Genomic DNA, 26,639 nt, shown 5'->3' with positions numbered 1-26,639 from the left:
CCTCCTTCACCATACCGCTGACTGATCGAGCAGATAGACTTCCCCGAGCGTCGATAAGGCATCGTTCAAATCAGAAGAATGTTCACCGTTTCGTCCGTTGTAGGTCATGTTCATTTCCGGCAACGTGACGTTCAGATCGACGAGGACCGGTGTCAGTGCCTGATACCAACGATCCAGTAAAATCCCCTGCCCCTCAATCAGGCGCATCTCGTCAATCCTTTCTGCTGCTTCCCCGTAATCAAACAGGTCACCGAAGTCAGCCAGTACCCGTTCAAGAGCCGCATCCATCTTCTGACGGGCTGTTTCTGTTGATTGATACAGCTGGGTGAACCACGTTTGCCAGTGCAACAAATGATAGTACAACTCCATGTTGACCTTGACGGCGAGTGCTGCGAGCGGCGCATAACTGCTTTTTTTCAACGAGTCGATCCGTACCTTTTTCGCAAGCGTATAACAATAGTTGCGCACGACGGCATACGCCCAGTCATATTCCGGATTCTCCATATAATATCCCGGTCCGTTGACCCGTTCGACGAGGACCGAGTTTTTCCGTTCATGCGCAAGCCGCACATGAGCGAGTGCATCAGCCTTTCCTTCGCCGATTTCTTCGAGCAGTTGGTAGTACATGGCCGCATGCCCCATCGAATCCTGAGCAATCGAGGACGACGCGACATCTTCTTCGATATGCGGGGCGAGTCCCAACCATTCCGATCCGCGGTAGGCATATAAAAAGTCATCATCTGCTAATTGATAGAGCAGTGAGCCCAAGGCCAAACGTTCTGCTTCCGTCATTTGGAATCGCCTCCTTGCCAGGACATGATTTCTTTTTCGTCGAGCATCTGTTGTTCATAATGACGCCATTTTTTCTTCAGGTAGCCGTACCCTTTCGTCGTCCGGTAATCTTTGTTATCCAGCCGTTGCAGCATCAGCTTTTCATCCGGAGTCATTCCCCGGATATCTTCCCGTTTGACGACCCAGATGTCGACGACCGGCTCCCGGCGCATGAAGTTTTCCTGCGCCATCAAAAGGGCCATCTCTTTATTCGGTGCCAGTAAACTGAACTGATGCGTAAAAGCGGCATTCGGCGTCCGTTTACTGAAAATCTCGAACTCCTGATAAAACGTTTCCGTCATGGTCTCTCCTCCTTCAGCCGATCGTCTCAGCAAGTGCCTCGCGTACCCACGCATTGTTTTGATACGAAGTTTGACGTAAGGCGAGCCGTTCCTTCGAACGGGGGCCGCCACCTTGAATGATTTTCTTGAATTCCGTCCAGTCCGGCTGGGCGTAAATCCACTGTCCTGTCTCCTCGTCGAATCGTAATGTCGGATCCGGAATGACGAGTCCGAGCGAACGGATCCGGGGAACGTATTTCGTAAAGAAATTTTGACGCAACTCTTCGTTCGTTTTCGTCCGGATTTTGTAGGCAATCGTCACGTCCTGTTTGGACGTACCGGTCGTCTCTTTCGACGCCGGACCGAAGAACATCAAGAGGGATTCCCACCATTCATCCAGGGATTCCTGAATCATCGCTTTTTGTTCCGGTGTCCCTTCCGCCAGTGCCATGATAATCGACTCACCGTGCTGGGCATGGAATACTTCCTCCGCACAAATCCGTTGCAACGCCCGCGCATAAGGGCCGTAGGAAGCCCCGAGCATATTCGTCTGAGTAATGATGGCTGCTCCGTCGACGAGCCAGCCGATTGTTCCGGCATCTGCCCACGAACGCGTCGGCATGTGGAAGACGTTGTGGAATTTGAGGCGTCCCGTAAATAAATCGTCCATCAAGTCGGCCCGTGTTTTTCCGTACGGCTTCATCAAATCCTCGACGACCCGAAGTAGGAGTTGACCGTGCCCCATCTCATCCTGGACTTTTGCCATGATGCCGAGCTTCCGGCGTAACGACGGAGCTTTTGGCACCCATTCCTTTTCCGGTAAAGCCCCCATGATTTCACTGATGCCGTGCATGGAAATCAGCTTGATCAGCGTGTCGCGGTAGAAATCAGGCATCCAGTCGTCCGCTTCGATTTTTTCCCCGTTTTCGATTCGTTCTTTAAACCGTTCCAATTTTTCTTCTTCAGTCATGACCGGTGGTTCAAAAAGATGCGTCGCATCGTACATTTCAGTTCCTCCTCTGCTTAAACAAACTTCTTCTCGGACATTGCGCGACGGTCGATGATCCGGACAGCCTTCCCTTCAGAGCGCGGAAGACCGTATGGCGGGTGACAAATCAGATCCACCGAGATCAGACATTCGGTTTTCATGGCATGACAGATGCCCCGTTTCAGTTCTTCAGCAACTGTTCCCGGTTCAAGTTCGATGTGCAGTTCCAATGCTTCAAGACCGGCCCGTTGAATCCGGTGAATTTGATAATGGGGTGTGACACCCGGTTGCTGTAATAAGACCCGTTCAATTTCGGACGGAAAGACGTTGACGCCACGGATGATCATCATGTCATCCGTCCGCCCTTTGACCCGCGACATCCGGGTCGTCGTCCGACCACAGCCGCACATTTTTGTCGTGACGGATGCCAAGTCTCCGGTACGATACCGAATTATTGGAAGCGCTTTCTTTTTCAAACTTGTAAAAACGAGTTCCCCGACCATTCCTTCTGGTAGCGGTTCGCCCGTTGCGGGATCAATGACTTCCGTGATAAACAAATCATCCATCAGATGCAATCCGTTTTGTTCCTGACACTCCATTGCGACACCCGGTCCCATGATTTCGCTGAGACCGTAGATATCAAAAGCCCGGATCCCCCACTTGTTTTCGAGGGTCTTCCGCAGTTCTTCCGACCATGGCTCGGCTCCAAAAATCCCGTACCGGAGGCTGCTCGCTTTCGGATTAAGCCCCTTTTCTTCCATCCGTTCCGCAAGATGCAACATATAAGACGGTGTTCCGCAAATTCCACGGGGCTGGAAATCTTCAATCAACGTGATTTGCCGGTCGGTATTACCGCCGGACACGGGAACAATCGTCATCCCGAGTTGTTCGGCTCCGCTGTGCAGACCGAGTCCGCCGGTGAATAAACCGTATCCGTAAGCATTGTGCAACAAGTCGGTTTTTTCAGCACCGATGGCGACCAGACCACGTGCGACAGCTTTCGACCAATCATCCAAATCGCTTTGTGTATAACCAACGACGGTCGGTTTTCCACTTGTTCCGGATGAAGCATGGATCCGGACCGTTTCCTGAGGCGGAACCGCAAATAAGCCAAACGGATACTGTTCCCGCAAATCACTTTTGTATGTGAACGGTAACTTTTGAATATCCGCCATCGTTTGGAATTCCTCCGGATTAAGTCCCCGTTCCATGAAGCGGGTGTGATAAAACGGGACATGTTCCATCACATGACGAACGGTCTCACGTAAACTTGCAAGCTGTAAGCGGGATCGTTCTTCCGCTTCCATCGTTTCCAGGATTTCGTTATACAAGTGGCACCCCTTCCCGCGTCTATATAACACAATAAATAAACGTCCGTTTTAAAATGGTTATACCATTAAACTACGATACGTTCACAATGTTGTCAATCCTTCATTTTGTTAAAAGCTCCCAAATTTCTTGATTCCGGTCTTTTTTTCAATTAAAAGTCTGAATAAAGACCTTTCCTATAGAGAAACACTAAAAATGATATTTCTTTTTGGAAAATATTCCTGAAAATGTTTGCTCATTTTGTAACTGATTGATAAAATATCGTGTGACAAGTGTTATACTATTTTTGGTAAGACCAGCTGTGGTCACAGGCAAGGGGGAAACGATATGAAAAACGGTTTGTCGCTCGGCGACTCTGCTGTCATCGAGGCGATTGTCACAGAAGAAATGTTCGCTCAGTTCGAAGGTGTGGTCGTCCACCCGGCTTACTCCACCGTCTCGATGGTCTATCATATGGAATGGGCCGCTCGAAAACTCATCCTCCCCTACCTGGAAGAACAGGAAGAAGGAGTCGGTGGTGCTGTTTCCTTGAAGCATTTAGGAATGGCGACACTCGGATCCAATATCCGCATCGAAGCCACTGTCAGCGAGCTCACATCCCGCCGTGTAGTAGCCAAAGTCGAAGTCAGACAAGGTGATCGTGTCATCGGTCTTGGGGAAGTCAAACAAATCATTTTAAATAAGCAGCTGATTCAGGAAAAGTTGACGCCGCGTGTTTTTTAAAGAGCGAAATGAAAGCGCTTACTAAAGTCAGGAGGATGTTTACTATGAATATGTTGAACCCATCCACGGATCCATCACCATCCATCATGGAGAAGATTTCCGGTCACGAACAGGTCGTTTTTTGTAACGATCCTGTGTCCGGTCTGCAGGCGATCATTGCCATTCACGATACGACACTCGGACCCGCCCTCGGTGGTTGCCGGATGGCACCGTATTCGACCGTCGACGAAGCACTCGATGATGTCTTGCGGCTGTCGCGTGGCATGACGTATAAATGTGCAGCAGCTGACGTCGATTTCGGCGGCGGGAAAGCCGTCATCATCGGCAATCCGGCGACGGACAAAACACCCGAATTGTTCCGTGCCTTCGGACGATTCGTCGATTCACTCGGCGGACGTTTCTACACCGGAACGGATATGGGCACGACGATGGAAGATTTCGTCCATGCCAGCCGGGAAACGTCACGGATCGTCGGGATTCCGGAAGCTTTCGGCGGAAGCGGCGATTCATCGATTCCAACAGCGGAAGGCGTCATTTACGGCTTACGGGCAACGGTCGAAACGTTATACGGATCCGATGATTTAAGCCGGGCCAGTTACGCTGTCCAAGGACTCGGAAAGGTCGGCTATAAAGTCGCGGAACAGTTATTGTCTGCCGGTGCTAACCTGTACGTGTCCGATTTGAGCGAATCCGTTCTCGCTGCTCTCGTCGAGCAAGCGGAAAAAACGCCCGGAACGGTCCGTGTCATTGCCGCTCATGAAATTCACCTGACGGATGCCGACATCTTTGTGCCTTGTGCTTATGGCGGTGTCATCCAAGCAGCGAACATCGGACAGCTCCAGTGTAAGGCAATCTGTGGATCGGCCAACAATCAACTTGCCGATGATGCCCTTGCGCTCGAATTACAGCAACGCGGTATTTTATATGCACCCGATTATATCGTCAACGGCGGCGGTCTGATTCAGGTTGCCGACGAACTATACGGGGCGAACCATGAACGTGTCCTGTTAAAAACCAAACATATTTATGATGCGGTCCTCGAAGTATTCCACGAGTCTCATGCGGAATCGATCACGACACTCGAAGCAGCCAATCGGATGTGCAACAAACGGATTCAAATCCGCTCACGCCATAACAACATTTTTACGAATACGATCAAACCGAAATGGAACATCCGGAACGACTAAATGGAGGTGACACGAATGGAAACCGAATTTCCGATTTACCGGATACTTGATGATGCAGGACACGTCCTTGATACATCTAAAACTGATTTGCTGACAAAAGACTTGAGTCTCGCACTCTTCACACATATGAACCGGATCCGGACATTCGACCGGAAAGCCATCAATCTGCAGCGTCAAGGACGGCTCGGGACCTATGCGCCGTTCGAAGGACAGGAAGCGGCACAGGTCGGCAGTGCGTATGCACTGCAGGACAAGGACTGGGTCTTCCCGACGTACCGGGATCACGGAGCGACGCTGACGTTTGGCGCCGACATGGTCCGGACATTTTTGTATTGGAACGGACGTGTCGAAGGCTGTGTCCCGACGGATGAGTTGCATATCTTCCCGCCCGCTGTTCCGATTGCCACACAAATCCCGCATGCGGTCGGTGCGGCCTGGGCAGAAAAACGAAAAGGATCAACCCAGGTCGCCGTCGCTTACTTTGGGGACGGGGCCACATCGGAAGGTGATTTCCACGAGGGCATGAACTTCGCCAGCGTCTTCCAGGCTCCGGTCATCCTGTTTAATCAAAACAACGGGTATGCGATTTCCGTCCCGATTCAAAAACAGATGCATTCGGAAACGATTGCCCAAAAGGCTTTGGCTTACGGGATGCCGAGCGTCCGGATTGACGGCAATGATGTCTTCGCCGTTTATTTCACGATGCAGACTGCACTGGAACGGGCACGCTCCGGTGGCGGACCAACCTTGATTGAAGCGGTCACGTGGCGATTCGGTGCCCATACGACAGCGGATGATCCGTCGAAATACCGGGATCAGGACCGTTCCCGGGACCGAATCGATCCCCTCACCCGCTTGGAAGGTTTCATGAAAGAACAAGGTTTCTACGATGAACAGGAAATCGAAGCCATCCGGACGCGGCATCAAGAAGAGGTCGAAGCCGCCGTCAAAACGATGGAAGCTTTCCCGCCGCCTGACGTCAACGATTTGTTCGATCATACGTACGCAACATTACCGGACGATTTAGTCCGTCAAAAAACAGATTATCTGACCGCAAGGGGGAATTGATATGGCGACACCAATCAACCGACAAACGGAGATGACGCTCGTCCAGGCTGTTACCGATGCCTTACGGACAAAACTGACGGACGATGAGACGACGCTTGTACTAGGTGAAGATGTCGGGAAAAACGGCGGTGTCTTCCGGGCGACGGACGGTCTGCAGGAAGAGTTCGGGGAGGACCGGATCATCGATACGCCGCTGAGCGAAGCAGGAATCGTCGGAACGTCAATCGGTCTCGCGGTCAACGGGTTTAAGCCGATTGTCGAAATCCAATTTCTCGGCTTCATCTATCCTGCTTACGAACAAATCATGACCCACGTCTCGCGGATCCGGATGCGGACGATGGGACGTTACGGCGTGCCGATGGTCATCCGGGCCCCTTATGGCGCCGGCATTCGGGCGCCGGAGATTCATTCCGACAGCACGGAAGCCCTTTTCACTTCGATGCCGGGCTTAAAAGTCGTCTGTCCCTCCACTCCGTATGATGCGAAAGGTTTATTGATTGCGGCCATTGAAGATCCGGATCCGGTCTTATTCCTCGAGTCGATGCGGAGCTACCGGGCCTTTAAGGAGCCGGTTCCGAGTGAAGCCTATACGGTTGAAATCGGGAAAGCGAAATGTGTCACCGAAGGTCAGGACGTGACACTGATTGCTTGGGGAGCGATGGTCCAAGTCGCACAAAAAGCCGCAACGGAAGCTGCGACCCGCGGTATTTCCTGTGAAGTGATTGATTTGCGGACGCTCTATCCGCTTGATCGTGAAACGATTGCGGCCTCCGTTCAAAAAACCGGACGGGCTGTCATCATCCACGAAGCACAAGCTATGGGGGGGCTTGGCAACGATTTGCTTGCGCTGATCAACGATACCTCGTTCTTATATTTACGTGCCCCGGTAGCCCGTGTCACCGGGTTCGACGTGCCCGTTCCATTATTCGCCCTCGAGGACCATTACATCCCGACGCCGACGCGTGTACTTGAAGCGATCCAGCGTACGGTCGATTTTTAAGGAGTGAACGTGATGATTGAAGTAAAGTTGCATGACGTCGGTGAAGGGATGACGGAAGGTGAAATTGCGAACTATCTGGTCCGGGTCGGGGATCTTGTCACAATTGATCAGCCTGTCGTCGAAGTGTCGACCGATAAAATGGTCGCTGAATTACCGGCACCGGTTTCCGGTGTCGTTACGGACCTCATCATCCCTGTTGGTCAAACCGTCTCGGTCGGTACGGTCCTATTATTGATTGAAGCCCTTGAAACAGAAACGGCCGTAACTGCGGAACAACCGATCCGGCAGACGACGGAACAAATCAAAGTCCGGCCGTCTGTCCTAACACCGGCTGTTTCATCGAGTAGTCGGCGTGTCTTGGCTACCCCCTACACGCGTAAAATCGCGCGCGAACACGGGATTGATTTGGAACAAGTTCCACCTTCCGATCCATCCGGTCGCGTGACGGAGGAGGATGTCCGGCGGTTCCTCGATACAACTGCTTCTGTCGAGAAGGCAGATGTCGTCGAACAAACAAGTACCCCTTCTGCTAAACCGTTCGAAACGATTCCGTTCCGCGGCATCCGGAAACAGATTGCGAAAAAAATGACACAGTCCCTCTTTACGATTCCGCACGTCACGCATTTTGAAGAAGTGGATATGACCCGCCTGCTCGCCTTGCGCGAAGAATTAAAGGCGGCCGGTAAACCGATCAGCGTCAACGCCTTTTTCATCAAAGCCTTGATTGTCGCACTCCAGGACTTCCCGGTGTTTAACGCAAAACTCGATGAAGCCAACGAACAGATCATCCTCGAGCAACAGTATCATATCGGTGTCGCAACCGAGACGGCGGACGGACTGATTGTCCCGGTCGTTCGTGACGCAGACAAGCTGACGATGCAACAGTTGCACACGCGTGTCGCGGAACTGTCCGCCCGTGCCAAGACAGGAGACTTGCGAGCTGCCGATCTGAAACCAAGCACCTTTACGATGAGTAATGTCGGTCCCCTCGGAAGTACAGGAGCGACCCCGATCATCAATTACCCGGAAACGGCTTTAATTGCCTTCCACAAAACAAAAAAACGGGTCTGCGTCGATGATCACGATCAGATCGTCATCCGCTCGATGATGAATCTATCGATGTCCTTTGATCACCGTGTCGCTGACGGCGCGACGGCCGTTGCTTTTACGAACCGGTTCGCCGGCTTAATCGAACACCCCACTACTTTATTAATGGAGCTGATTTAAATGGTCGTAGGTGAACTGACACAAGAACGTGATTTAGTGATTCTTGGTGGTGGTCCGGCCGGTTACACCGCTGCCATCCGTGCCAGTCAACTGGGCCGCAACGTCACCTTGATTGAGCAGGCACAGCTTGGTGGACTTTGCTTGAACAAAGGATGTATCCCGTCCAAGGTCGTCGCTCATGCCGCAGATATCAAACAACAGATGAATCACATGTCTGCTCTCGGTTTTTCTTTCAACCCGACCCACGATTTCAGTCAATTGGTCGAGTACCGGGAACGGACCATCCGTCAATTACGAACGGGAGTCGAAGCGCTCTGTCAGGCAAACGCGATTGAAATCTTGCACGGAACCGCTTCATTTTTAGCAGACGACCGGATTGGGGTCGAGCTGGGGCATCAGTTTGATACGTACCGGTTTACCGACGTCGTGATTGCGACCGGAAGCCACAGCATCGAACAAGATTCTCCCTCTATCTTAAATGCCGAACAGTTATACCAACTGACCGAATTACCTGAACGTCTCGTCATCATCGGACAAGACTATATCGCTGTCGAAGCCGCAATGAGTTTTCAAGCTCTTGGTACGTCGGTCACGTTGATTGCCGACGACTTCCAGTTGGATTCGAGTATAAACAAAGAACTCCGACGCCTCTTAAAAAAACAAAAGATTCAACTTGTCTCTGGGACCGTCACAGCCATCGAAGCAGAAGAGGCAGTGACCGTTACGGTCGTCAAACAGGGACAGGAGACGACCTGGTCCGCTCCTTTTTTGTTTCAATCGTTGCCTCGCGTTCCGCACACGTTGGAACTCGGACTCGAGCGGATTGGTGTGACGGTAGCAGAAGACGGAACGATTCCCGTCGATCCATTCGGACAGACAAACCGTCCGCATATTTATGCCATCGGAGATGTAACACCTGGTCCTGCGATTGCGACACGCGCCATCCATGAAGCGAAACGGACGGCCGAACATTTATCCGGACAACTGGCCGATGCGACGGTACCCTATTACCCGACCATCATCCGGTCTCTTCCGCCAATCGTCTCCATCGGCTTGACGGAACAGGCGGCAACGGACGCCGGTTATTCGATCCGGACCGGCCAATTTCCCCTTAATGCCAATGGAACAACGATGATTGAAGCCGGAAGTGGTTTCATCAAGGTCATCTCCGATGCGACGACGAATCTCCTTTTAGGCGTTCATATGATGGGCGAAGGCGCCGTCGATCTCGCCGGAACGTTTGCACAAGCTCTTGAGATGGCTGCCAAGGAAGAAGATGTCCGCTTCCCGATCATGCCGCATCCGAGCCGGAACGAAGCCTGGACAGAAGCCGTCGAATCGTTAATCGGACACGCAATTCACCTGTCGCCCCGCCAACAAGATGTCTTAACGAAGTCGTAATCCTAAAACCGGTCCCCGCCCTCTTTTGGAGAAGGGGTGACCGGTTTCTTGCGCGAATCTTTTGGTTGAAGGAGGTACGATGATGGACTTATACTTCACGACGTTACGCTGGAACGAAACATCGTTTCCAATCGCGGCAACAACGGATGGCCTGTGTTATGTCGGGGCATTGAACGAACCCCGGGACTTATTTAGCGACTGGGCCCGAAAACAGTTACCCCGGGCCGAACTGATTGAGCATCCGCAGATCATGCAACCGTACCAGGAACAACTCATCGAATACTTAGACGGAACACGCACCCGGTTTTCTCTCCCGCTTCATTTGATCGGCACGCCCTTTCAGTTGGAAGTCTGGCAGGCCTTATGCCATATTCCATACGGTGTGACGGTGACTTATTCAGATATCGCCCAACGGATTTATCGACCGGGTGCGACACGCGCCGTCGGAACCGCCATCAGTAAAAATCGTGTCCTGATCGTCGTCCCCTGTCATCGAATCATCGGAAAAAAAGGGGATCTGACGGGCTATTGGGGTGGTCTGAACATGAAACGACAACTGCTCGCGATCGAACAGACTTCCTCTTCTCAACCGCACTAACATAGCAAAAGAGAACGAACTCGACATCAATCGAATCCGTTCTCTTTTTTTATACCGAATTTACACCAAACCGGTACGTCGTTTCCCAGTGGTACGTCTGATCCGGTTCAACCAAAATGTCCGGGAAGTTTGGTTCGTTCACCGCATTCGGATGAACTTGCGTTTCGAGACACAGACCGAGCGAAGGACGAGCACCGACACCGCGGATCTCATAATCCGTCTCGAGTTGCGTCCCCGTATAGAGGATGACGACCGGTTGATTCGTCGTCACTTCTACATAACGGCCATTTGACATGTCTTCCAAGCGAATCGGCTGTCCCGATAAGAGAAACGGATGATCATATCCATGTCCCGCGGCTACCGTTTCCGGATGATCGGATTCCGCACCGCTTCGAATCTGCCGTCCCGTTCGAAAATCAAGGGGAGTCCCCGTCACGTCCCGCAACTCACCGGTCGGCAACAAATCTTCTCCAACAGGTAAATACGTTTTACTCGGGATCGTCAAGTGATGATCAAGGATATCCCGTTTCAAGTTTCCGGACAGGTTCCAGTACGTATGATTCGTCAGATTCAACGGTGTCGTCTGATCCGTCGTCGCGTGCATCGTCAGTGTCAAGGCGAGACCTTCCAGCTGATAGATGGCATCGAGCGTGACGTTCCCGGGGTACCCTTCCGTTCCGTCCGGACTGAACAACCGGAGGTGAAGCCGGTCCGTTGTGGCTTCGACGATGTCAAAAAATGTTTGATCAAACCCTTTGATTCCTCCGTGCAGATGATGCGTTCCATCGTTTACTGCGAGCGGATAGACGGTTCCTTCCACTTCCATTTGCGCTTGTCCGATGCGCCCGGCGACCCGGCCGACGATGGCTCCGAAATATGGAGAATGGTCCTGGTATTCCTTTAACGTATCAAAACCCAGGATGACACTCTCGATCCGGCCGTCCCGATCCGCAACACGGATATCGTTGATGATGCCGCCATAATTCCAAATCTCGACTTCGATTCCCGGTTGCGTCAGCGTATGACGAATGAGATCCGTTTCCTGAATTAATTGTGTCTGCTTCGTCATCGTCGATCACCTGCCACTTGGCGGCTGACCGTTTCAAGGAAGCGGTCAAGTCCCGCCTGCCCGCCCGGCGTTTGTTTAAAGACACCACAGTCTTCAAGACCACGGACAAATTTGGCCGCGACCGCTTGGCGGACATACTCCGTCACATCTTGTCCGTTGTATGCTGCTTTCAATTCGGTTGCCCATGTTTGGTGGGAAGGAGCCGTCGAAGCGGCTGTTCCTGTCACAAATTGTTCGACTTCCTCGAGTTCACCTAAAAGACGGGCCGGTAAAACGGCGAGTCCCATCACTTCAATCAAACCGATGTTTTCGCGTTTGATATGGTGAATATCGGCATGGGTATGGAAGATTCCGTCCGGATGATCCGTCGATGTCCGGTTGTTTCGTAAGACGAGATCCAGTTCAAACCGTTCGCCTCGCATCCGGGCAATCGGTGTCACCGTGTTGTGACGGACACCATTTGTTGCCGCGAGAATCTGATGATCGGCATCTTCGTACGTCAGCCACGTCCGGTAGACGTCGTCCGCCGCATCGAGTAATGCGTCAGCATCGGTACTGCTCAACCGAACGACTGTCAACGGCCAGTGTAATGTTTCACCGGCCACATCCGGATGATCCGGTAGGACGAACTCTTGGAGCGTCTTCGCCCGATCCATCGCAAATTCATACCGTCCGCCCTGATAATGATCATGCGTCAAAATCGATCCACCGACGATCGGCAGGTCTGCATTGGATCCGGCAAAATAATGCGGGAACTGGGCGACGAATTCAAGCAACCGCGTAAATGCTTGACGGTTAATGACCATGTCCCGGTGCTCCTGCGACAAGATGATACTGTGTTCGTTGTAATAGACGTACGGTGAATATTGTAATGCCCAAGGTTCACCGCTGAGTGACAGCGGCACAATCCGGTGATTGGCACGGGCCGGATGATTACTCCGTCCGGCATATCCGACGTTTTCGACACACAAGAGACAGGTCGGATAGGTCGATTCGACGACCTCCGTTTGTGCTGCCGCGATTTCACGGGGATCTTTTTCCGGTTTCGACAGGTTGATCGTAATGTCGATTTCACCATAGACCGTGTCCGCTTGATACTGGATGTTTTTGGCGATGCGTTTCGTCTGGATGTAATTATTCGCTTGACTAAGCTGATAAAAATAGTCAGTCGCCTGTTGCGGATTTTCAGCGTACAACTGACGGAAAGTCGAAGTAATCTGAGACGGGCGATCGACGAACACATCCATCAATTCTGCCGCCAGCCGTTCTTTTTCGTCGAGACGCGGTGCCAGCTTTCCGGCCGTGATCTGGTGTTCAATCATCTCGTCCAAAAGATCAGGAATCGGACGCGTGCCGACTGTTCCCGGATCCACATATGCAGCTTCCCCGAGCAAGGATAAAAGCCGGTTTCGGGCATATACCGTGTCTTCCGGTTCAATCAACCGTTGACGGACCGCCTGCTCTATTAATTGTTTGATGAGTTCATTCATCGCCTTCACTCTCCTAACTCTCTCTTTACCGTACAGGTGTTTTGTAACCTTGCGGACGCTGTTCGTGCCAACGCCATGCATCTTGAATGATGGTGTCGATTTCCGTCCGGCTTGGTGTCCAGCCTAAGATCGTTTTGGCTTTATCGGATCCGGCAATCAATGTACTCGGATCTCCGGCACGTCGTGCGACGACTTGTTCCGGAATCGCATGTCCCGTCACGCGGCGGGCAGCTTCGATGATTTCCCGGACCGAAAAGCCGCGGCTTGAACCGAGATTAAAGACATCACTCGTGTTGCCCTGTTTTAGATACTCCAGCGCAAGCAGATGGGCATCGATTAAATCCTCAACATGGATATAGTCGCGAATACACGTGCCGTCTTCCGTCGCATAATCATCGCCGTAAATCGAAATCATCGGCCGTTGACCGTTGGCGACTTCGAGGACGAGCGGAACCAAATGGGTTTCCGGTGTGTGATCTTCTCCGATTTCACCTGTTGCACGTGCGCCGGCGACGTTAAAGTAACGGAGCGCCACATACTGGAGACCGTACGCGGTTTCACACCAACGCATCATCTTCTCCATCATCAGTTTCGTTTCACCGTAGGCGTTTGTCGGGTTCGTCGTTGCCGTCTCGAGAATCGGCATCTGTTCCTGCTCGCCGTATGTGGCCGCGGTTGATGAGAAGACAATCTGCTTCACATCATGCGCCATCATCGCTTCAAGCAACACTTGTGTGCCGTAGACGTTGTTGTCGAAATAAGCGAGCGGATGCTCCATCGATTCCCCGACTAACGAGAAGGCTGCAAAATGAACGACCTGATCGATTGTTTCCGTCTCAAACACGGTGTCAAGGAAGGCACGATCCCGGATATCCCCTTCGTAAAAACGGGCTTTCGGATGAACGGCTTCACGGTGACCCGACTTTAAATGATCGACCACGACGACGTCCTGACCGGCATCCACCAGTTGATAGACTGCATGTGATCCGATATAACCTGCTCCACCTACTACGAGTACTGCCATTTAAATGACCTCCTGTTCGACTTCTCGTGCTCCATCACCAACAGTTGCCGTATAGAACGATGCCGGATAACCGATTGTCGTCTCGTACGCTTGACCGACTTCCGTCATGAATGTCTCGACCGTTTCGTCTTCGACGATGGCAATCGCACAACCGCCAAAACCGGCACCCGTCATTCGGGCACCAAGGACTCCCGGTTGCGCCCACGCCGCTTCGACCAATGTATCCAGCTCTTTCCCCGTCACTTCGTAATCCACCCGCAACGAACGGTGTGAGGCATTCATCAGTTGACCGAATGCTTCGAGTCTCTCTTCTTTTAGAGCATCGAGCGCCTGCAACGTCCGCTCGTTTTCAGAAATCGCGTGACGTGCCCGTCGTTGCAATCGTTCATCTTCAAAAGAAATCGTTTCGAATTCATCCATCGACCATTGACCGAGTGATGCATACGGACGGTACTGTTGCAGATAGGTCAGTGCTGCTTCACATTCCGAGCGGCGTTCGTTGTATTTCGAATCGGCCAGCTCACGGCGCTTATTCGTATTCATGATGATGATCGTATAACCGGATAAATCGAGTGGTGCATACGTATAGTCAAGTGTCTCACAGTCAAGTAAGAGTCCGTATCCCGCTTTGCCCATCCCGATGGCAAATTGGTCCATGATGCCGCTGTTGACACCGATGTAGTGATTTTCAACCTGTTGACCGTATTTGACAAGTTCAATCTGGTCGACATTCAGATTGTACAGTTTGTCGAGCAAGACACCGATTACCAGTTCAAGAGAAGCGGACGAAGACAGTCCGGCCCCGTTCGGGATATCACCTTTGATTAAAATGTCGCACCCTGTATCAATCCGGTAACCGGCTTCCCGTAAGACATGAATCATGCCCTTGGCATAGTTGGCCCAGCCATCGGCAGATTGATGTGTCAAGTCATCCCCTGCGACTTCGATGATGCCGTCAGCTTCAAAGTTCAGCGAATAAAACCGGAAGACCGCATCATCGCGCTTGCGGGCAACCGCATGCGTTCCAAGCGTCAAAGCACACGGAAAGACATGTCCACCATTGTAGTCTGTATGTTCTCCGATCAAGTTAATACGACCCGGTGCAAAAAAGCGGTGGGTCGACGGTTGACCGAATTGTTGTTCAAAAATCTGTTCTAATGTCTGGTCTGTCATGCGATCGGCTCCTTTGACTCTGATGTAGGAAGGCTGCGGTGAACCGGCTGAATGTGTAGACAACGGGCTTCATAATCTGTCGTATAAGTAATCGTCAATCCTTGTTGCATCAAGTAGGCCCCGCTGAGCTGACGCCCGTCGACCTGATACAAACCTGTCTTCTCAAGTCCGTTCAGACGGAAGTGGTACTGGTTTGAGCCGTGCTGACGCATCGGCGCTACTGCCAGGACAACCGTTTGATCGTTTGACGTATATTGCATGAGGGAAGCCGCCATGCGGTCTGCCGACAACCGGTACTGACGTCCGAATTGAACGGTTTCCCGAATTGTTTTATACGTCGCAATCCACTCGGTTGCTTCCGTTAACTCTTCCGCTGTCCATTCGCTTAAGTTGCCGCCGATGCCAAGTGTTCCTTGCATCGATGAGACGAAACGTGTCGCAAGCGGTAAGTTCCGGCCGTTCAGCCAGTTCGGACCATCCGTCACCCAACAACTCATCATCTTCGCATTATAGGCAAACGAGAAATCATGTTGGATCGTCAACCGGTCCAGTGGATCCGTGTTATCACTCGTCCAGACCTGTTCCGTCCGTTTGAGAATTCCAAGATCAATTCTTCCGCCGCCTCCGGCACAGGCTTCAAAATCCACTTCCGGGTGACGTGTCCGCAACTCGTCAAAGATCCGGTACAAGGCATCGACATGACGCTTCCATAATTCCTGTTGTGCTGCTGGTGTTGCTTCCGGAACGCCCGGTTCTGAAAAAGCACGGTTCATGTCCCATTTGATGTAATCAATCGCGTGTGTCTCAAGCAACTCATCCATCATCTCAAACACAAATTGTTCGACTTGCGGTAAACCAAGGTTCAGAACAAACTGATTGCGTGATGTCGTCCGGTGTGCACCGGGACTATGGTAAATCCAATCGGGATGCGTCCGGTAAAGGTTTGAATCTGGATTCACCATTTCCGGTTCGACCCATAGACCAAACTGCATGTTTTGTTGTTTCACGTACTCGATCAACGGGGTTAAACCGTCCGGAAATTTTTCCGGATTCACGACCCAGTCACCGAGACCGGCCTGATCAGAGTTTCGTTCACCGAACCAGCCGTCATCGACGACGAACAGTTCACAACCAATCGCAGCAGCCTGGTCGACGAGCGCCCGTTGTCCGTGTTCCGTCACGTCAAAATAGGTCGCTTCCCAGGAATTGTAGAGGACGGGCCGGACCTTGTTCCGGTCCGATTCCGGCATGATGATGTCACGCTGGAAATCATGCGCCCGGGCACTCATCCCGGAAAAGCCGTCTGCCGCATACCCGATATAAAAGTCCGGTGTCACGAGCTGTTGACCGGCTTCGAGTTTCCAACTGAAATCAAACTCATTCATCCCGCCGGATACTTGAACGAATCCAAAGGCATCCTGCTCGAAGTGCATCGACCAGTTACCGGAATAGGCAAAATGTCCGTAAATGACTTCCCCGGTTGATTCGGTCGCCCCTTGTTCAAGTGCAAACCAGGGATTCGCCTGATGACTTGTCACACCCCGCCGGCTGTCAATCGTCTTACGTCCCGGCGTTAGTGGTGTCACCTGTTTTTGGAATTCGCCGGTCCATGTCCCCGCGAAGTGGTGCACGTTCAAGTTCGGTCGTTGCAGAATTCCCATCGCAAAGGATTGGGCTGTCGTCAACCGGACCGGTTGTGTTCCGGTATTTTCAATCACGAGCGACCGTCCGATCATATCGTACGCTTCGTACAGGTCGTATTTGATGCCGACCCGGAGTTCTTGTAACGAATCAAACAACCATAACGTCAATCCACTGCCGGATTGCTCGGCGCGTTCAAAAGCGAACTGACTGATTCGTTGTCCGTCCTCCCGTTCTGATTTTAAAGTCGGCTCCGTGTAGACCATCTCACCAAACGGAATGAAGTCGTAGACCGCGACACCATCCGGTGATTCAAATGAGCTGTGCGCAAGAACCGGATTCGGCAATGCTTCATAGTCGGATGGATACGGCAGACGTGCTCCAAAATACGTATGCAACACTTTACCGTGCTGTCCGATCGTCACGACATGCGCGACGTGTTGTCCTTCGAGGACGAACCGCTGATTCGGCAGTTCAAGAATGGCCATGGTCGTTCTCCTCCTTACGTTGTCAGAATCAGCGTCTCGAGCGGGGCGAGTGTCACTGTTCCACTATATGTCTCGTTCGTATTCAACTCTTTATAGGCAGCATCGAGCACAACGTCCCGGCTTGCTTTCGTATCATGGTTCATCAGGAAGAGGAAATCACGTGTCTCCCCGTGACGGCGGACGACTTCGACTTGATCCGGCGCTTCAAACGTCTGAACGCCGGCATCGAGAAACGCTTGCCGGTAAATCGTATCGATCATCGCATCATCAATCGATGCGCCGATGTAGGTAATTGTTCCTTTGTATTCGTTGCGTGTCACGGCAGCGACCCCGTCATAAAACGTATCCCGGTAGACAGCAAGCGGTTCAGCTGACGTCGGTGTAATCAAGTCACACCAGATTCGGGCCGGTGAACCTTGTCCGGCGAATGCTCCGATGCCTTCAATCCGGTTTTCCTGTACAGCCTGCAACGATTCGTACTCATCGATTTCGATTCCTGCATACGGCGCGAATTTCCCTGGTAACGTTAACGGCAAGACATTGTTATGCGGGTCCTTGACGCCGGTCCGGTACGTGAAGATGACGTGTCCGCCCTGCTCCATGTAATCAATCAGTGATTGGTCAAATGTCGGGTTCGTCAGGAAATACAGCGGAACGATGATTAATTTGTATTGATCCAGTTTGTCACCCGGGAATACGATATCCGTCGACGCTTGACGACGGACGGCACCGCCGTAGAACCGGACGAACTCGGTCCGGAAATCAAACGCATCGCTGTGCGGCTGATGTGTCCAGGCCCAGACATTTTCCTGATCAAAATAGACGCCGACTTCCGCTTGATAGCCGCTCGCATTGATCTCGTCACCAAACGTATTGAGTTCGGTCATGATCTGTTTGACTTCGTTGAATTTGCGTTTCGGTTTTCCATCGTGATCGATGATACCGTGGCAAAACTCTTCCGTCCCGAACAAAGCAGCCCGGAAGCGGAAATAGACGATCGCTTCGGCGCCGCGCGCGACAGCCTGATACGTCCACAACCGGATATGACCGGGACGCGGCAAGTAACCGATTTTGCTCCAGCCTTGCGCTCCACTGAGCTGTTCCATCACCCAAAAACCTTTCCCTTGTTTTGAGGAGCGGCAAAGGTCATGATCGCTGGCCATCTTCTCAAAACGGTTCGGTTCCGGCAAACCACCCCAGACCGGATAGTTATCAAAGGCGACATAATCGAGATCCTGTGCCATCTGCTGTTGATTGACGGCCATATCACTGTAAACGAGGTTATGTGTAATGAAGGCGTCCGGATGAATATGTTCCCGGAGTGCATCGACTTGGAGTTTGTTGTAATGGTTATACCCGTCGGCACAGAAGCGGTCAAAGTCGACGAGTAACGACGGATTATGTTCCTGGTAGACTTTCCGCGGCACCGGGATTTGCTCCCATGCCGTATAGGTCTGACTCCAGAAGACGGTTCCCCATGTTTCATTTAACGCGTCAAGCGTCTCGTAGCGGTTTTTCAGCCACAGCTGGAATGCAGCCCGGTCGATGTCGCTGTAAGAACGATCTGATTTTTCATGACCGTATTCGTTGTCCGTCTGCCAACCGATCACACGCGGATGTTTCCCGTACCGTTTCGCCATTTCAGTCGTAATGGCAACCGAAAACTTTTGATATGTTTCACTGTGAACCGTGTAGTGACGACGGGCTCCGAAGCTGATTGTCACGCCATGCTCGTCTGCCGGAAGAATCTCCGGATACTTGTGGCACATCCATGCCGGCGGTGTCGCCGTCGGTGTCCCGAGTACGATATCAAAATCGGCGGCACTTAAGCGTTCGATGATATCGTCCCAAAACCGGAAGTCGTAAACTCCTTCTTCCGGCTCCATCATCGTCCAGGCAAATTCCGCCAACCGCACGACGTTGACACCAAGTTCTTTCATCAAACGGAAATCTTCCTCCCATAACGCACGTGGAGTTTGTTCCGGGTAATAATCGACGCCTAAATACATTGTGCTCCTCCTGACTGAAAACAAATTATTTTACTGCACCTGCCGTCATTCCTTTTTGGAAGAAACGTTGGAAGAAGATATAGAAGACCATTGTCGGTAAACTGATTAAGACGAGTGACGCATAGATTTTACCCGGGTCACCGCCGAGTGCATCTTTGAAGAAACTTGGTGCCATCGTGACCGTTTGATAAGCCGGATCCGTCATGAACGTCAGGACCATCAAATACTCATTCCACGAGTTGAGGAACGCATAGATCAACGCTGTCGCAAGAGCCGGTTTCGCGAGCGGCAACATGACTTTGAAGAAGACTTCCAAGATCGTTGCGCCGTCAATGTACGCGGCTTCCATTAATTCGTTTGGTAATTCGTCAAAATATCCTTTGATCAGCATTAAACCGAACGGGAGGAAGAAGGCAACTTCTGCCCCGATCAAACCCCAGTGGTTGTTGAGACCGTCAAACGAACGTAACGTGAAGAACAGTGGCACAATCATCGAAGCGACCGGTAACATCAGACCGGCGAGTACCATGTTGAACAACAGACGTTTTCCGGCGAATTCAAGTTTCGAAAAGGCGAATGCTGCAAACGCGAGAATCGTGATCGAGATGATGATCATGAAGAAGGCGACGAAGAAACTGTTAAAGACGAACGTCGGGAAGTTCGGGTTTTGCAGCGTTGCGATATAGTTTTCAAATCCGTTGACACGTAAGCTCTCCTTGAACATGACAAAGATCGGGAACAGCCAGACGATCGAAGCAAGCATCAGGACGAGGTTGATTACCCAACGGCTTTTTTTAGATTCTACATTCATGGGACGTTCCTCCTTAGTTATCCATTTTCTTTTGAACACGTAACTGGATGTACGTAATCAGTAAAGCGATTGTCAGCAAGATGATGGCAACGGCACTTGAAAAACCGACTTCTTGTTGCAGCATCGATTTACGGAACAGGTACGTCGAGATGAATTCTGTTGAAGAACCGGGGCCACCGGCCGTCGTGATCCAGACCAGGTCAAACGTCTTCAGACCACCGATTACACCGAGAATCGATAACGTGAACGTCGTTCCTTTTAAGTTCGGGAAGACGATACTCCAAAGCGTCCGGAAGAATCCGGCACCATCGATTTTAGCGGCTTCAAAGATTTCTTTTTCAATTGTCAGCATCGCCATGTAGTACATGACCATCGATGAACCTGTCCATTGGAAGATGTTGATGGCAATGACCGAGTACAACGCGATATCCGGATCACCCAGCCAGTTTTGTTCTAAGCTGCCGAGACCGATTGCCCGGAGAAATTCGTTGATGTAACCGAATTGGAAGTCATAAATTTGTGAGAACGCGGCACCGAGTACAACCGGACTCAGGACAACCGGGAAGAAGAAGACCGATTTCATGGCAGTCCGTAACGGTCCCTGTGTGTGCAGGAAGTACGCGAGAACAAGACCGATAAAGGCTTGAATCGTAACCGTTAAAATCGTGAAGATGAACGTGTTTTTAAGCGAGAGATAGAAATCCGGATCACGGAACATTTCCGCGTAGTTTTCAAACCCGACGAAGACTTTATCGAACGAAATCCCGTCCCATGAGAAGAAGGAGTTATACGCGTTATAGAAAATCCCGTAATAAATAAACGCGACGACAAACAGGACGATGGGTCCGACGAACGCCCAACCGACCATGTTTTGCTTCATTTTGCCTTTTCTTTTCTTTTTCGGAACGTTTGAACGGGGTGCTGGTTTCAGCGTTTCCGCTTTTGGTTTGATCGGCAATTCTTGTTGCTCTGTCTGCATAACGATTTCCCCACTTTCTTGATCTTAAAAATCAGGAAGTGGCACGCAGGGCGCACCACTTCACTGTATCGTTCTTATTTTTTCGATTGATCGGCTGCATCCTGAACACGTTGGAGTGCTTCTTTCGGATTTTGACCCGTCGCGATGTTTTGAAGTTCCTTACCGAGGATATCGTTAAGTTTTGTATCACGGATACCACGGCTTGCTACAGCTTTAGAAAGTGTTTCGTTCAGCATTTTGTACGACTCTTTTTCCCCTTCGGATGTGAAGGCTGCATCTGAATCAATTTTGACCTCTTTGATTCCCGGTGCCATTTCGAACTCGCCCATGTAGACTTCCTGTCCTTCACCTTGGCTCATGAAGGCAACGAACTCAGCTGCACCTTCTTGTTGTTTTGATTCTTTGTTGACGGCAAGCGCCATGTCGATTGATGCGATGATTGGTTGTTCTGTTCCACCTGCAAGGTTTGGAAGTGGTGTGAAGCCAAGCTCATCTTTGATTTTCCATTTGTCTTTTTTCTCAGCTGTCGTCATCGAGTGCGCTTCCCATGAACCGATGACCCACATCGCTGCTTTTTTATCGAAGAACTGGTTCATCCCGTCATTGTATGTCGCAAGTCCGAGTGCACCTTCTTGGAAGACTTTCTTTTCAAACAGATCTTGCCAGATTTGCGCTGTCTTGACCATCTCGTCGTCTGTCCATTTCGCTTCGCCAGATAAGACTTTTTGGATGTAACCCGGTGCTACCTGGTGGCTTAAGACGTTGTAGACATCGATATCGATCCAGGCATCTTTTGCTCCGAGCATCAACGGAATGACTTTATCACCGGACGCTTTGATCTTTTTGACAGCATCGACTGTTTCTTTGTAGTTTTTCGGTGGCGTCACGCCGTATTTATCAAGCATCGTTTTGTTGTACATCAAGTAGGCTTGACCCGTAAAGCCGATTGGAACTGCATATTGTTTGCCGTCAATCGTCGTTTGATCAATTCCGAGCTCAACGAATTTATCTTTCCATCCTTTGCCGGCTGCTTTATCCATGTAAGAATCGACCGGTACGACACGGTCTTTGTATTGTTGAATCATTGGTTCTTTTAAGCCGATGATGTCTGGTCCCTTACCAGATAACATCGCGACTTGAAGTTGCTTTTCGTAATCTTCACTGTACCGTTTGAATTCGACGACGTATTTGTCTTGTGATTTATTGAAGGCATCGACGACTTCCTTACCAGCTTCAGGCTGAGGTGCCCAACCCCACCAGGAAATGATCGTTTTTCCGTCTTTGGTTGTGGCTTGTTTTTCATCTTCGCCGCCACAAGCTGCGAGAAGTGCCGATAATGTCAGAACTGATGCAGCTGCGAGAACTTTTGTTTTTTTGAATTTCATGTGAGTGATCCCCTTTGTATGTGAGTGGTCAAGCGTACTTTCTAAGCTGTTGCCCTTCAAACTTTGCGTGTTGACACCATTGTTCGATGACTTCCATGCCAATCGGCATCCGTTGGAGTTGAATCAAGACCCGTGCAATCAGTCGCAGACGATAGTCGAGCGTGTCCACTTCCGGTGTCACGAACAGATAAAATTCTCCACCGAGCGTCAAACAACCGGCTGTGCGCATGTGTTGCATCAACACCCGTAATTCGATGTATCCGTTCTCATTTTTTCGAAGATGAAGTTCTGAAGACCGAATCGTCAGTACCCCTTGTACGGACGACATTCGAAATTGAAAGACTCCATCTTGTCGTGGCCGAACGAGAACGCCGTCCTGATCTGCAGACCGCTTATCTCCCGGCTGTTGTTCCGTCATATCTCCTGTCAAACGGTTCACGTAAAAGCCACGGATTGCTCCGTAACGCCCGAAAGCTTCACGGTAGGAAACCCATAAATCCTCTGTTTCCATCTGCGCGACGCCCCCTTCTTTCTGTTTCAGCTTAACCGGTCCCTGCCGGTCTGCATCCACCTCCACTAGTTGATGAAAACTTAGTAAATTAAATTTATTATCTAACTTTAAGAAAACTATAGCACATGCTGATTTGTTTTGTAAACGGTTTCAAAAAATATTTTTTCAACGTTTATTTCCATCAAAAAAAGCCTGTTGAATCCGGTAAGCAACACCGTCATCCAACAAGCTGATTTTAAATCGTTCGGAAAATACTATTGGTCGCCAAAGCAGCCGCGCTGAGCGCCCCTTGTTTTTCACTCCAAGGAACCATCTTGACGTCGGTTTCACGTGAAGCGGTCGTCAAAGCCGTGTGCTCGACCCGTTCTTTAATTTGATTGACGATTGATGGTGCCAGTTCGAACATCGGGCCCCCGAGTAAAATACGTTTCGGATTGATCAGATGAATCGTATTCAGGACACCGATTCCGATGTATTCGCCGGCCCGGTGGTACGCGGCTTTCGCATACGGATCCCCGTCCGTCAGACGTTTTCTCAGTTCCGTCAGTGTTTTGACTTGCGGGTCAATGGCTTCAAAATCACGCAACAGCGCTTTTTCCCCAGCCAACGCTTCGAGACATCCCCGATTCCCGCAGGAACAAATCGGACCGTCCAAATCAAGCCGCATATGCCCGACCTCACCTGTAATGTGATTTTCGCCGTCAATCAGTTTCCCGTCCAGGACATACGCGCCCCCGATCCCTTCTCCGGCATACAGATAGAAAAATTGATCGACTCCGACACCTTCTCCGAATAACAATTCGAAGGAAGCGAGAGCCCGGACATCGTTTTCGATGAAGACCGGGTACGCAAAATGCTGCTCCAAATGTTCCTTTAAGGCGACATCGTGGAGATGAAAACGAGGAGCAAACAGAATCACTCCGGTCTCCGGATTGACCATCCCATGAACGGATATGCCGATGCCGTGAATCGTTCCTACCTGCTCCGTTGCCTCAATCAGTTCCTCACACAACAGAACGACGGCCTCCATTAATTCTTCGTTTGTATCAAATTTCCCCATCGTTTCCACTTCGTGAATCGTATTTCCGCTTAAATCCGCGATGACTCCGATGAAACGGTGACTTGTCGCATCAATCCCGATGACATATTGTTCTTTCGCCACGAGTTCAAGCAAAATTGGCTTTCGTCCTCCGTTTGAGACACCGAGTTCACGCTCTGTCACGAGTTGATCCGAAATCAATTCTCCGACGATATTCGAAACGGTCGGTTTCGTCAGTTTTGTTTGTTGTGCCAGTTCGACCCGTGAAATCGGTTGATGCATCCGAATCAAACGTAATACCAGTGCCCGATTGTAGGAACGCATCCACTTAGAATTTCGTGGCATCTCTTTCACCATGTTCGTCCCGCATCCCTTCCATTTTTGTCTCTATTCCTATTCTCGCATATTTTGTAAGGGATTTCATGATTAGCTAAAGATTCGTCCTTTTAACTTTTCTCAGAAAAAATCCACGGTATCCTCACGGGAAAATTAAGCTTCATCGTATGGCTGCTCAATGACAAGGATACGGCTTCCATCCGGATTTTCTGTCAGTTCCATTTCGATAATGGCTTTACCGACCAGTAAGACAATCGGCAGATTCGAATCCGTTTTCCGGAAAAATCCGACCCGTCCCTGATACGTATCCATATAGTCTGCAAATAAAAAGGTTCCATTGATATGAACCTCATCCTGATTCGAGTTGAATTCAAGATGAGGAACCTCAAACCGGGCTTCCCCATTCAAATACAACAACGGTTTTTTCCCTATCACTTCGCTTGATTCCCGCCGCATCTCAATCGCTCCTTCCGTCTCATAGTACAATCTATCGGTTCCTCTCGTCGCAATGACAATCGGATTTCCTTGATATAAGACGATTTCTAAAATTTCATCTGCTTGTTCCACGTAGTAACCTGTTGTATCCGCTGTCGCAAAACCTATCGTATAGAGTTGCATCCAGGCGACGATATCCGGTACTTCGACCGGTTTTAAAAAGAGCGCGGATACGAGATGCGCCCCTTCAGAAGTCATCACAAGATTGACATAAATATCTGCCAACTGTATCGTCCGTACTTGGGTCGAAGGATACAATTCATCATAGTTTGATACCAATACCGCTTCGTAATAGTCATCCATCTCTCGCAGTTCAAGTGGTGGCATTCGACGATCAAAGTCGGCAATCTGGATGCGTTTCATAGTTGAAGTGCCTCCTTTTAAGTGAGTTTTCTTTGTGCCCTCAGTTAAGGATTACCCAATATCTGGTTCGCTTGCACTCCCCTAAAACGAAAAAAATCACCCTGAGCTACAGGGTGATCAGTCATTTCACAAAAAATTGATACAGCAGATATAAGGCAAAGCCAATCACTACAAGGATCGTGAAAATGTTAGCTGTTCCAAAAAATACACGATTGGCCGTTTCATTCCGATCTTCAGGCTTACGATCCATTACGAGAACCCCTTTGCTAAAATCCGATTTTTTCCATCTTATACTTATAGGAATTCTCGAATGAACGGTTAAGGACCTGCTGTTTTAATTATTTTTTTGCACCATTCGCAAAAAATACGAGTGTTTCTTCTTCGTCTGTCGTCAAGTCCCGTCCGACCAGATCACGATACAGCCGGCGCATCTCCGATACATGTCCTTCTGCTTGTTTTGTCACTTCGATGATTTGGCGTAAGACGTGTACCTCTTGCTCAAACGCGTCTTTTGCCATCGCTTCGCCGTGAGACCAGACATAATAATCCGCCTCGTATTCAGCAATCGTATCTAACAACCGCGTTGTTTGATTGACCGTATAATTCCACTTGTCGGAGAAAATATCCGCATACATGGCATCTCCTAAAAATAAAACCCCTTCTTCCGGAATATAGACAAGAGCACTCCCTGGTGAGTGGTCATTCTCGACTTGTCGTAACAGACACGTCACGCCCCCGAGGTCGATTTCAAGTTCTCCCGTGAAACGAATCGTCGGCAAGATGACTTCGATCTCCCGATCCTTCCCGAACTCCAGTTTGATGGCATCCGCACAAAACGGAATTTCAATACCTTGACGGATCCGTTCTTCCAGCGCCTCATCCGTCCATTCGTAGTCCAGCATTTTCTGCATTTCTTCCACTGTCCGGTTCGTCGCGATCGTTGGTACCGCCATCTGTTTTATGCCGAAAATATGATCCCAGTGCCAATGCGTCAATGCGACGAGAGCCGGTCGTCCGAGCCCGTGTTTCTCCATCTCGTCCAAAAAGAGTGTCGCGTGCTGACTTGAGTTTCCGGCATCAATTACAATACTCCGGTCGTCTCCCGTAATGACGGCAACGATCGGCCGATCCGTTTCACTGACCGGCGTTTGATACCAGATCCGGTCCGTTAATTGTTTAAACTGTTGCATTTT

Annotated in this window: 25 protein-coding genes; 7 read left to right on the top strand and 18 right to left on the bottom strand. The window is 50.5% G+C overall.

Annotated elements, in window-relative coordinates:
• Window positions 1–6: 6 nt before the first annotated feature.
• From paaC to AC3IRK_RS02145, 4 genes are read right to left on the bottom strand one after another with little or no spacing between them, the layout of a single operon-like run.
• Window positions 7–792: a 1,2-phenylacetyl-CoA epoxidase subunit PaaC gene (paaC, locus tag AC3IRK_RS02160; protein WP_131503390.1), complete on the bottom strand. Its 786-nt coding sequence runs from the start codon at window positions 790–792 to the stop codon at window positions 7–9.
• Window positions 789–1,133 (bottom strand): 1,2-phenylacetyl-CoA epoxidase subunit PaaB, encoded by a 345-nt coding sequence (gene paaB / locus AC3IRK_RS02155; RefSeq protein ID WP_131503389.1) that lies wholly within the window; start codon window positions 1,131–1,133, stop codon window positions 789–791. Before paaB ends, paaC begins: the two co-directional genes overlap by 4 nt.
• A gap of 13 nt (window positions 1,134–1,146) precedes the next feature.
• Window positions 1,147–2,118, bottom strand: coding sequence for a 1,2-phenylacetyl-CoA epoxidase subunit PaaA (gene paaA / locus AC3IRK_RS02150; RefSeq protein ID WP_071499513.1), 972 nt, complete (start codon window positions 2,116–2,118; stop codon window positions 1,147–1,149).
• Window positions 2,119–2,135: 17 nt separating this feature from the next.
• Complete coding sequence (locus AC3IRK_RS02145) at window positions 2,136–3,407, bottom strand: phenylacetate--CoA ligase family protein (RefSeq protein WP_489170720.1); 1,272 nt, start codon at window positions 3,405–3,407, stop codon at window positions 2,136–2,138.
• A 349-nt stretch (window positions 3,408–3,756) separates the two neighbouring features.
• On the opposite strand from AC3IRK_RS02145, the gene AC3IRK_RS02140 reads away from it, so the two are divergent.
• From AC3IRK_RS02140 to AC3IRK_RS02110, 7 genes are all read left to right on the top strand, one after another.
• Window positions 3,757–4,152, top strand: coding sequence for a thioesterase family protein (locus AC3IRK_RS02140; RefSeq protein ID WP_131503388.1), 396 nt, complete (start codon window positions 3,757–3,759; stop codon window positions 4,150–4,152).
• Window positions 4,153–4,196: 44 nt separating this feature from the next.
• The gene (locus AC3IRK_RS02135; RefSeq protein WP_489170355.1) at window positions 4,197–5,339 is read left to right on the top strand and encodes a Glu/Leu/Phe/Val family dehydrogenase; all 1,143 of its coding nucleotides are present in this window, start codon (window positions 4,197–4,199) and stop codon (window positions 5,337–5,339) included.
• Window positions 5,340–5,354: 15 nt separating this feature from the next.
• The gene (pdhA, locus tag AC3IRK_RS02130; RefSeq protein WP_214855611.1) at window positions 5,355–6,407 is read left to right on the top strand and encodes a pyruvate dehydrogenase (acetyl-transferring) E1 component subunit alpha; all 1,053 of its coding nucleotides are present in this window, start codon (window positions 5,355–5,357) and stop codon (window positions 6,405–6,407) included.
• A gap of 1 nt (window position 6,408) precedes the next feature.
• Window positions 6,409–7,407, top strand: a complete 999-nt coding sequence (locus tag AC3IRK_RS02125) for an alpha-ketoacid dehydrogenase subunit beta (protein ID WP_131503385.1) — start codon at window positions 6,409–6,411, stop codon at window positions 7,405–7,407.
• Window positions 7,408–7,419: 12 nt separating this feature from the next.
• On the top strand, window positions 7,420–8,634 hold the full coding sequence (locus AC3IRK_RS02120; protein WP_489170354.1) for a dihydrolipoamide acetyltransferase family protein: 1,215 nt from the start codon (window positions 7,420–7,422) through the stop codon (window positions 8,632–8,634).
• Window positions 8,635–10,035, top strand: coding sequence for a dihydrolipoyl dehydrogenase family protein (locus tag AC3IRK_RS02115; protein WP_131503383.1), 1,401 nt, complete (start codon window positions 8,635–8,637; stop codon window positions 10,033–10,035).
• A gap of 82 nt (window positions 10,036–10,117) precedes the next feature.
• A complete protein-coding gene (locus tag AC3IRK_RS02110) occupies window positions 10,118–10,633 on the top strand; it encodes a methylated-DNA--[protein]-cysteine S-methyltransferase (protein WP_188005113.1) in 516 nt (171 codons plus the stop codon).
• A 49-nt stretch (window positions 10,634–10,682) separates the two neighbouring features.
• Here AC3IRK_RS02110 and AC3IRK_RS02105 read toward each other — a convergent pair whose 3' ends face one another.
• The 14 genes from AC3IRK_RS02105 to AC3IRK_RS02040 all read right to left on the bottom strand — a co-directional run bounded on the left by AC3IRK_RS02105 (window position 10,683) and on the right by AC3IRK_RS02040 (window position 26,636).
• Window positions 10,683–11,702, bottom strand: coding sequence for an aldose epimerase family protein (locus AC3IRK_RS02105; RefSeq protein ID WP_188005112.1), 1,020 nt, complete (start codon window positions 11,700–11,702; stop codon window positions 10,683–10,685).
• Window positions 11,699–13,192 carry a UDP-glucose--hexose-1-phosphate uridylyltransferase gene (locus AC3IRK_RS02100; RefSeq protein ID WP_489170353.1) on the bottom strand — a complete coding sequence of 498 codons (1,494 nt, stop codon included), beginning with the start codon at window positions 13,190–13,192 and terminating at the stop codon, window positions 11,699–11,701. Before AC3IRK_RS02100 ends, AC3IRK_RS02105 begins: the two co-directional genes overlap by 4 nt.
• Window positions 13,193–13,217: 25 nt before the next feature.
• Window positions 13,218–14,216, bottom strand: coding sequence for a UDP-glucose 4-epimerase GalE (gene galE, locus AC3IRK_RS02095; RefSeq protein ID WP_114597053.1), 999 nt, complete (start codon window positions 14,214–14,216; stop codon window positions 13,218–13,220).
• Window positions 14,217–15,389 (bottom strand): galactokinase, encoded by a 1,173-nt coding sequence (locus tag AC3IRK_RS02090; RefSeq protein ID WP_489170352.1) that lies wholly within the window; start codon window positions 15,387–15,389, stop codon window positions 14,217–14,219. It lies immediately after the preceding gene.
• On the bottom strand, window positions 15,386–17,518 hold the full coding sequence (locus tag AC3IRK_RS02085) for an alpha-galactosidase (protein ID WP_426354638.1): 2,133 nt from the start codon (window positions 17,516–17,518) through the stop codon (window positions 15,386–15,388). The genes AC3IRK_RS02090 and AC3IRK_RS02085 overlap by 4 nt, the downstream gene beginning before the upstream one ends.
• A 14-nt stretch (window positions 17,519–17,532) precedes the next feature.
• Window positions 17,533–19,527, bottom strand: a complete 1,995-nt coding sequence (locus AC3IRK_RS02080) for a beta-galactosidase (protein ID WP_489170351.1) — start codon at window positions 19,525–19,527, stop codon at window positions 17,533–17,535.
• A gap of 25 nt (window positions 19,528–19,552) precedes the next feature.
• Window positions 19,553–20,338, bottom strand: coding sequence for a carbohydrate ABC transporter permease (locus tag AC3IRK_RS02075; RefSeq protein WP_026829378.1), 786 nt, complete (start codon window positions 20,336–20,338; stop codon window positions 19,553–19,555).
• A 13-nt stretch (window positions 20,339–20,351) separates the two neighbouring features.
• Window positions 20,352–21,317: a carbohydrate ABC transporter permease gene (locus AC3IRK_RS02070; protein WP_114597049.1), complete on the bottom strand. Its 966-nt coding sequence runs from the start codon at window positions 21,315–21,317 to the stop codon at window positions 20,352–20,354.
• 74 nt (window positions 21,318–21,391) lie between these two features.
• Window positions 21,392–22,702, bottom strand: a complete 1,311-nt coding sequence (locus AC3IRK_RS02065) for an ABC transporter substrate-binding protein (protein ID WP_131503376.1) — start codon at window positions 22,700–22,702, stop codon at window positions 21,392–21,394.
• Window positions 22,703–22,730: 28 nt separating this feature from the next.
• Window positions 22,731–23,213, bottom strand: a complete 483-nt coding sequence (locus AC3IRK_RS02060; protein WP_131503375.1) for a hypothetical protein — start codon at window positions 23,211–23,213, stop codon at window positions 22,731–22,733.
• A 235-nt stretch (window positions 23,214–23,448) separates the two neighbouring features.
• Window positions 23,449–24,609 carry an ROK family transcriptional regulator gene (locus AC3IRK_RS02055; protein ID WP_188005106.1) on the bottom strand — a complete coding sequence of 387 codons (1,161 nt, stop codon included), beginning with the start codon at window positions 24,607–24,609 and terminating at the stop codon, window positions 23,449–23,451.
• 132 nt (window positions 24,610–24,741) lie between these two features.
• Complete coding sequence (locus AC3IRK_RS02050; RefSeq protein WP_131503373.1) at window positions 24,742–25,446, bottom strand: hypothetical protein; 705 nt, start codon at window positions 25,444–25,446, stop codon at window positions 24,742–24,744.
• A gap of 121 nt (window positions 25,447–25,567) precedes the next feature.
• Complete coding sequence (locus tag AC3IRK_RS02045; protein WP_255508417.1) at window positions 25,568–25,696, bottom strand: hypothetical protein; 129 nt, start codon at window positions 25,694–25,696, stop codon at window positions 25,568–25,570.
• An 88-nt stretch (window positions 25,697–25,784) separates the two neighbouring features.
• Window positions 25,785–26,636, bottom strand: a complete 852-nt coding sequence (locus tag AC3IRK_RS02040; protein ID WP_489170350.1) for an MBL fold metallo-hydrolase — start codon at window positions 26,634–26,636, stop codon at window positions 25,785–25,787.
• Between the last annotated feature and the right edge of the window lie 3 nt (window positions 26,637–26,639).

The organism is Exiguobacterium sp. GL_137, from assembly GCF_057834585.1.
This window is presented reverse-complemented; position numbering and strand designations above follow the sequence as displayed.

What these genes read in the sequence shown, in the direction of transcription:
- paaC (WP_131503390.1), bottom strand. Translation starts at nt 792, where the DNA reads ATGACGGAAGCAGAACGTTTGGCCTTGGGCTCACTGCTCTATCAATTA.
- paaB (WP_131503389.1), bottom strand. Translation starts at nt 1,133, where the DNA reads ATGACGGAAACGTTTTATCAGGAGTTCGAGATTTTCAGTAAACGGACG.
- paaA (WP_071499513.1), bottom strand. Translation starts at nt 2,118, where the DNA reads ATGTACGATGCGACGCATCTTTTTGAACCACCGGTCATGACTGAAGAA.
- AC3IRK_RS02145 (WP_489170720.1), bottom strand. Translation starts at nt 3,407, where the DNA reads ATGGAAGCGGAAGAACGATCCCGCTTACAGCTTGCAAGTTTACGTGAG.
- AC3IRK_RS02140 (WP_131503388.1), top strand. Translation starts at nt 3,757, where the DNA reads ATGAAAAACGGTTTGTCGCTCGGCGACTCTGCTGTCATCGAGGCGATT.
- AC3IRK_RS02135 (WP_489170355.1), top strand. Translation starts at nt 4,197, where the DNA reads ATGAATATGTTGAACCCATCCACGGATCCATCACCATCCATCATGGAG.
- pdhA (WP_214855611.1), top strand. Translation starts at nt 5,355, where the DNA reads ATGGAAACCGAATTTCCGATTTACCGGATACTTGATGATGCAGGACAC.
- AC3IRK_RS02125 (WP_131503385.1), top strand. Translation starts at nt 6,409, where the DNA reads ATGGCGACACCAATCAACCGACAAACGGAGATGACGCTCGTCCAGGCT.
- AC3IRK_RS02120 (WP_489170354.1), top strand. Translation starts at nt 7,420, where the DNA reads ATGATTGAAGTAAAGTTGCATGACGTCGGTGAAGGGATGACGGAAGGT.
- AC3IRK_RS02115 (WP_131503383.1), top strand. Translation starts at nt 8,635, where the DNA reads ATGGTCGTAGGTGAACTGACACAAGAACGTGATTTAGTGATTCTTGGT.
- AC3IRK_RS02110 (WP_188005113.1), top strand. Translation starts at nt 10,118, where the DNA reads ATGGACTTATACTTCACGACGTTACGCTGGAACGAAACATCGTTTCCA.
- AC3IRK_RS02105 (WP_188005112.1), bottom strand. Translation starts at nt 11,702, where the DNA reads ATGACGAAGCAGACACAATTAATTCAGGAAACGGATCTCATTCGTCAT.
- AC3IRK_RS02100 (WP_489170353.1), bottom strand. Translation starts at nt 13,192, where the DNA reads ATGAATGAACTCATCAAACAATTAATAGAGCAGGCGGTCCGTCAACGG.
- galE (WP_114597053.1), bottom strand. Translation starts at nt 14,216, where the DNA reads ATGGCAGTACTCGTAGTAGGTGGAGCAGGTTATATCGGATCACATGCA.
- AC3IRK_RS02090 (WP_489170352.1), bottom strand. Translation starts at nt 15,389, where the DNA reads ATGACAGACCAGACATTAGAACAGATTTTTGAACAACAATTCGGTCAA.
- AC3IRK_RS02085 (WP_426354638.1), bottom strand. Translation starts at nt 17,518, where the DNA reads ATGGCCATTCTTGAACTGCCGAATCAGCGGTTCGTCCTCGAAGGACAA.
- AC3IRK_RS02080 (WP_489170351.1), bottom strand. Translation starts at nt 19,527, where the DNA reads ATGTATTTAGGCGTCGATTATTACCCGGAACAAACTCCACGTGCGTTA.
- AC3IRK_RS02075 (WP_026829378.1), bottom strand. Translation starts at nt 20,338, where the DNA reads ATGAATGTAGAATCTAAAAAAAGCCGTTGGGTAATCAACCTCGTCCTG.
- AC3IRK_RS02070 (WP_114597049.1), bottom strand. Translation starts at nt 21,317, where the DNA reads ATGCAGACAGAGCAACAAGAATTGCCGATCAAACCAAAAGCGGAAACG.
- AC3IRK_RS02065 (WP_131503376.1), bottom strand. Translation starts at nt 22,702, where the DNA reads ATGAAATTCAAAAAAACAAAAGTTCTCGCAGCTGCATCAGTTCTGACA.
- AC3IRK_RS02060 (WP_131503375.1), bottom strand. Translation starts at nt 23,213, where the DNA reads ATGGAAACAGAGGATTTATGGGTTTCCTACCGTGAAGCTTTCGGGCGT.
- AC3IRK_RS02055 (WP_188005106.1), bottom strand. Translation starts at nt 24,609, where the DNA reads ATGGTGAAAGAGATGCCACGAAATTCTAAGTGGATGCGTTCCTACAAT.
- AC3IRK_RS02050 (WP_131503373.1), bottom strand. Translation starts at nt 25,446, where the DNA reads ATGAAACGCATCCAGATTGCCGACTTTGATCGTCGAATGCCACCACTT.
- AC3IRK_RS02045 (WP_255508417.1), bottom strand. Translation starts at nt 25,696, where the DNA reads ATGGATCGTAAGCCTGAAGATCGGAATGAAACGGCCAATCGTGTATTT.
- AC3IRK_RS02040 (WP_489170350.1), bottom strand. Translation starts at nt 26,636, where the DNA reads ATGCAACAGTTTAAACAATTAACGGACCGGATCTGGTATCAAACGCCG.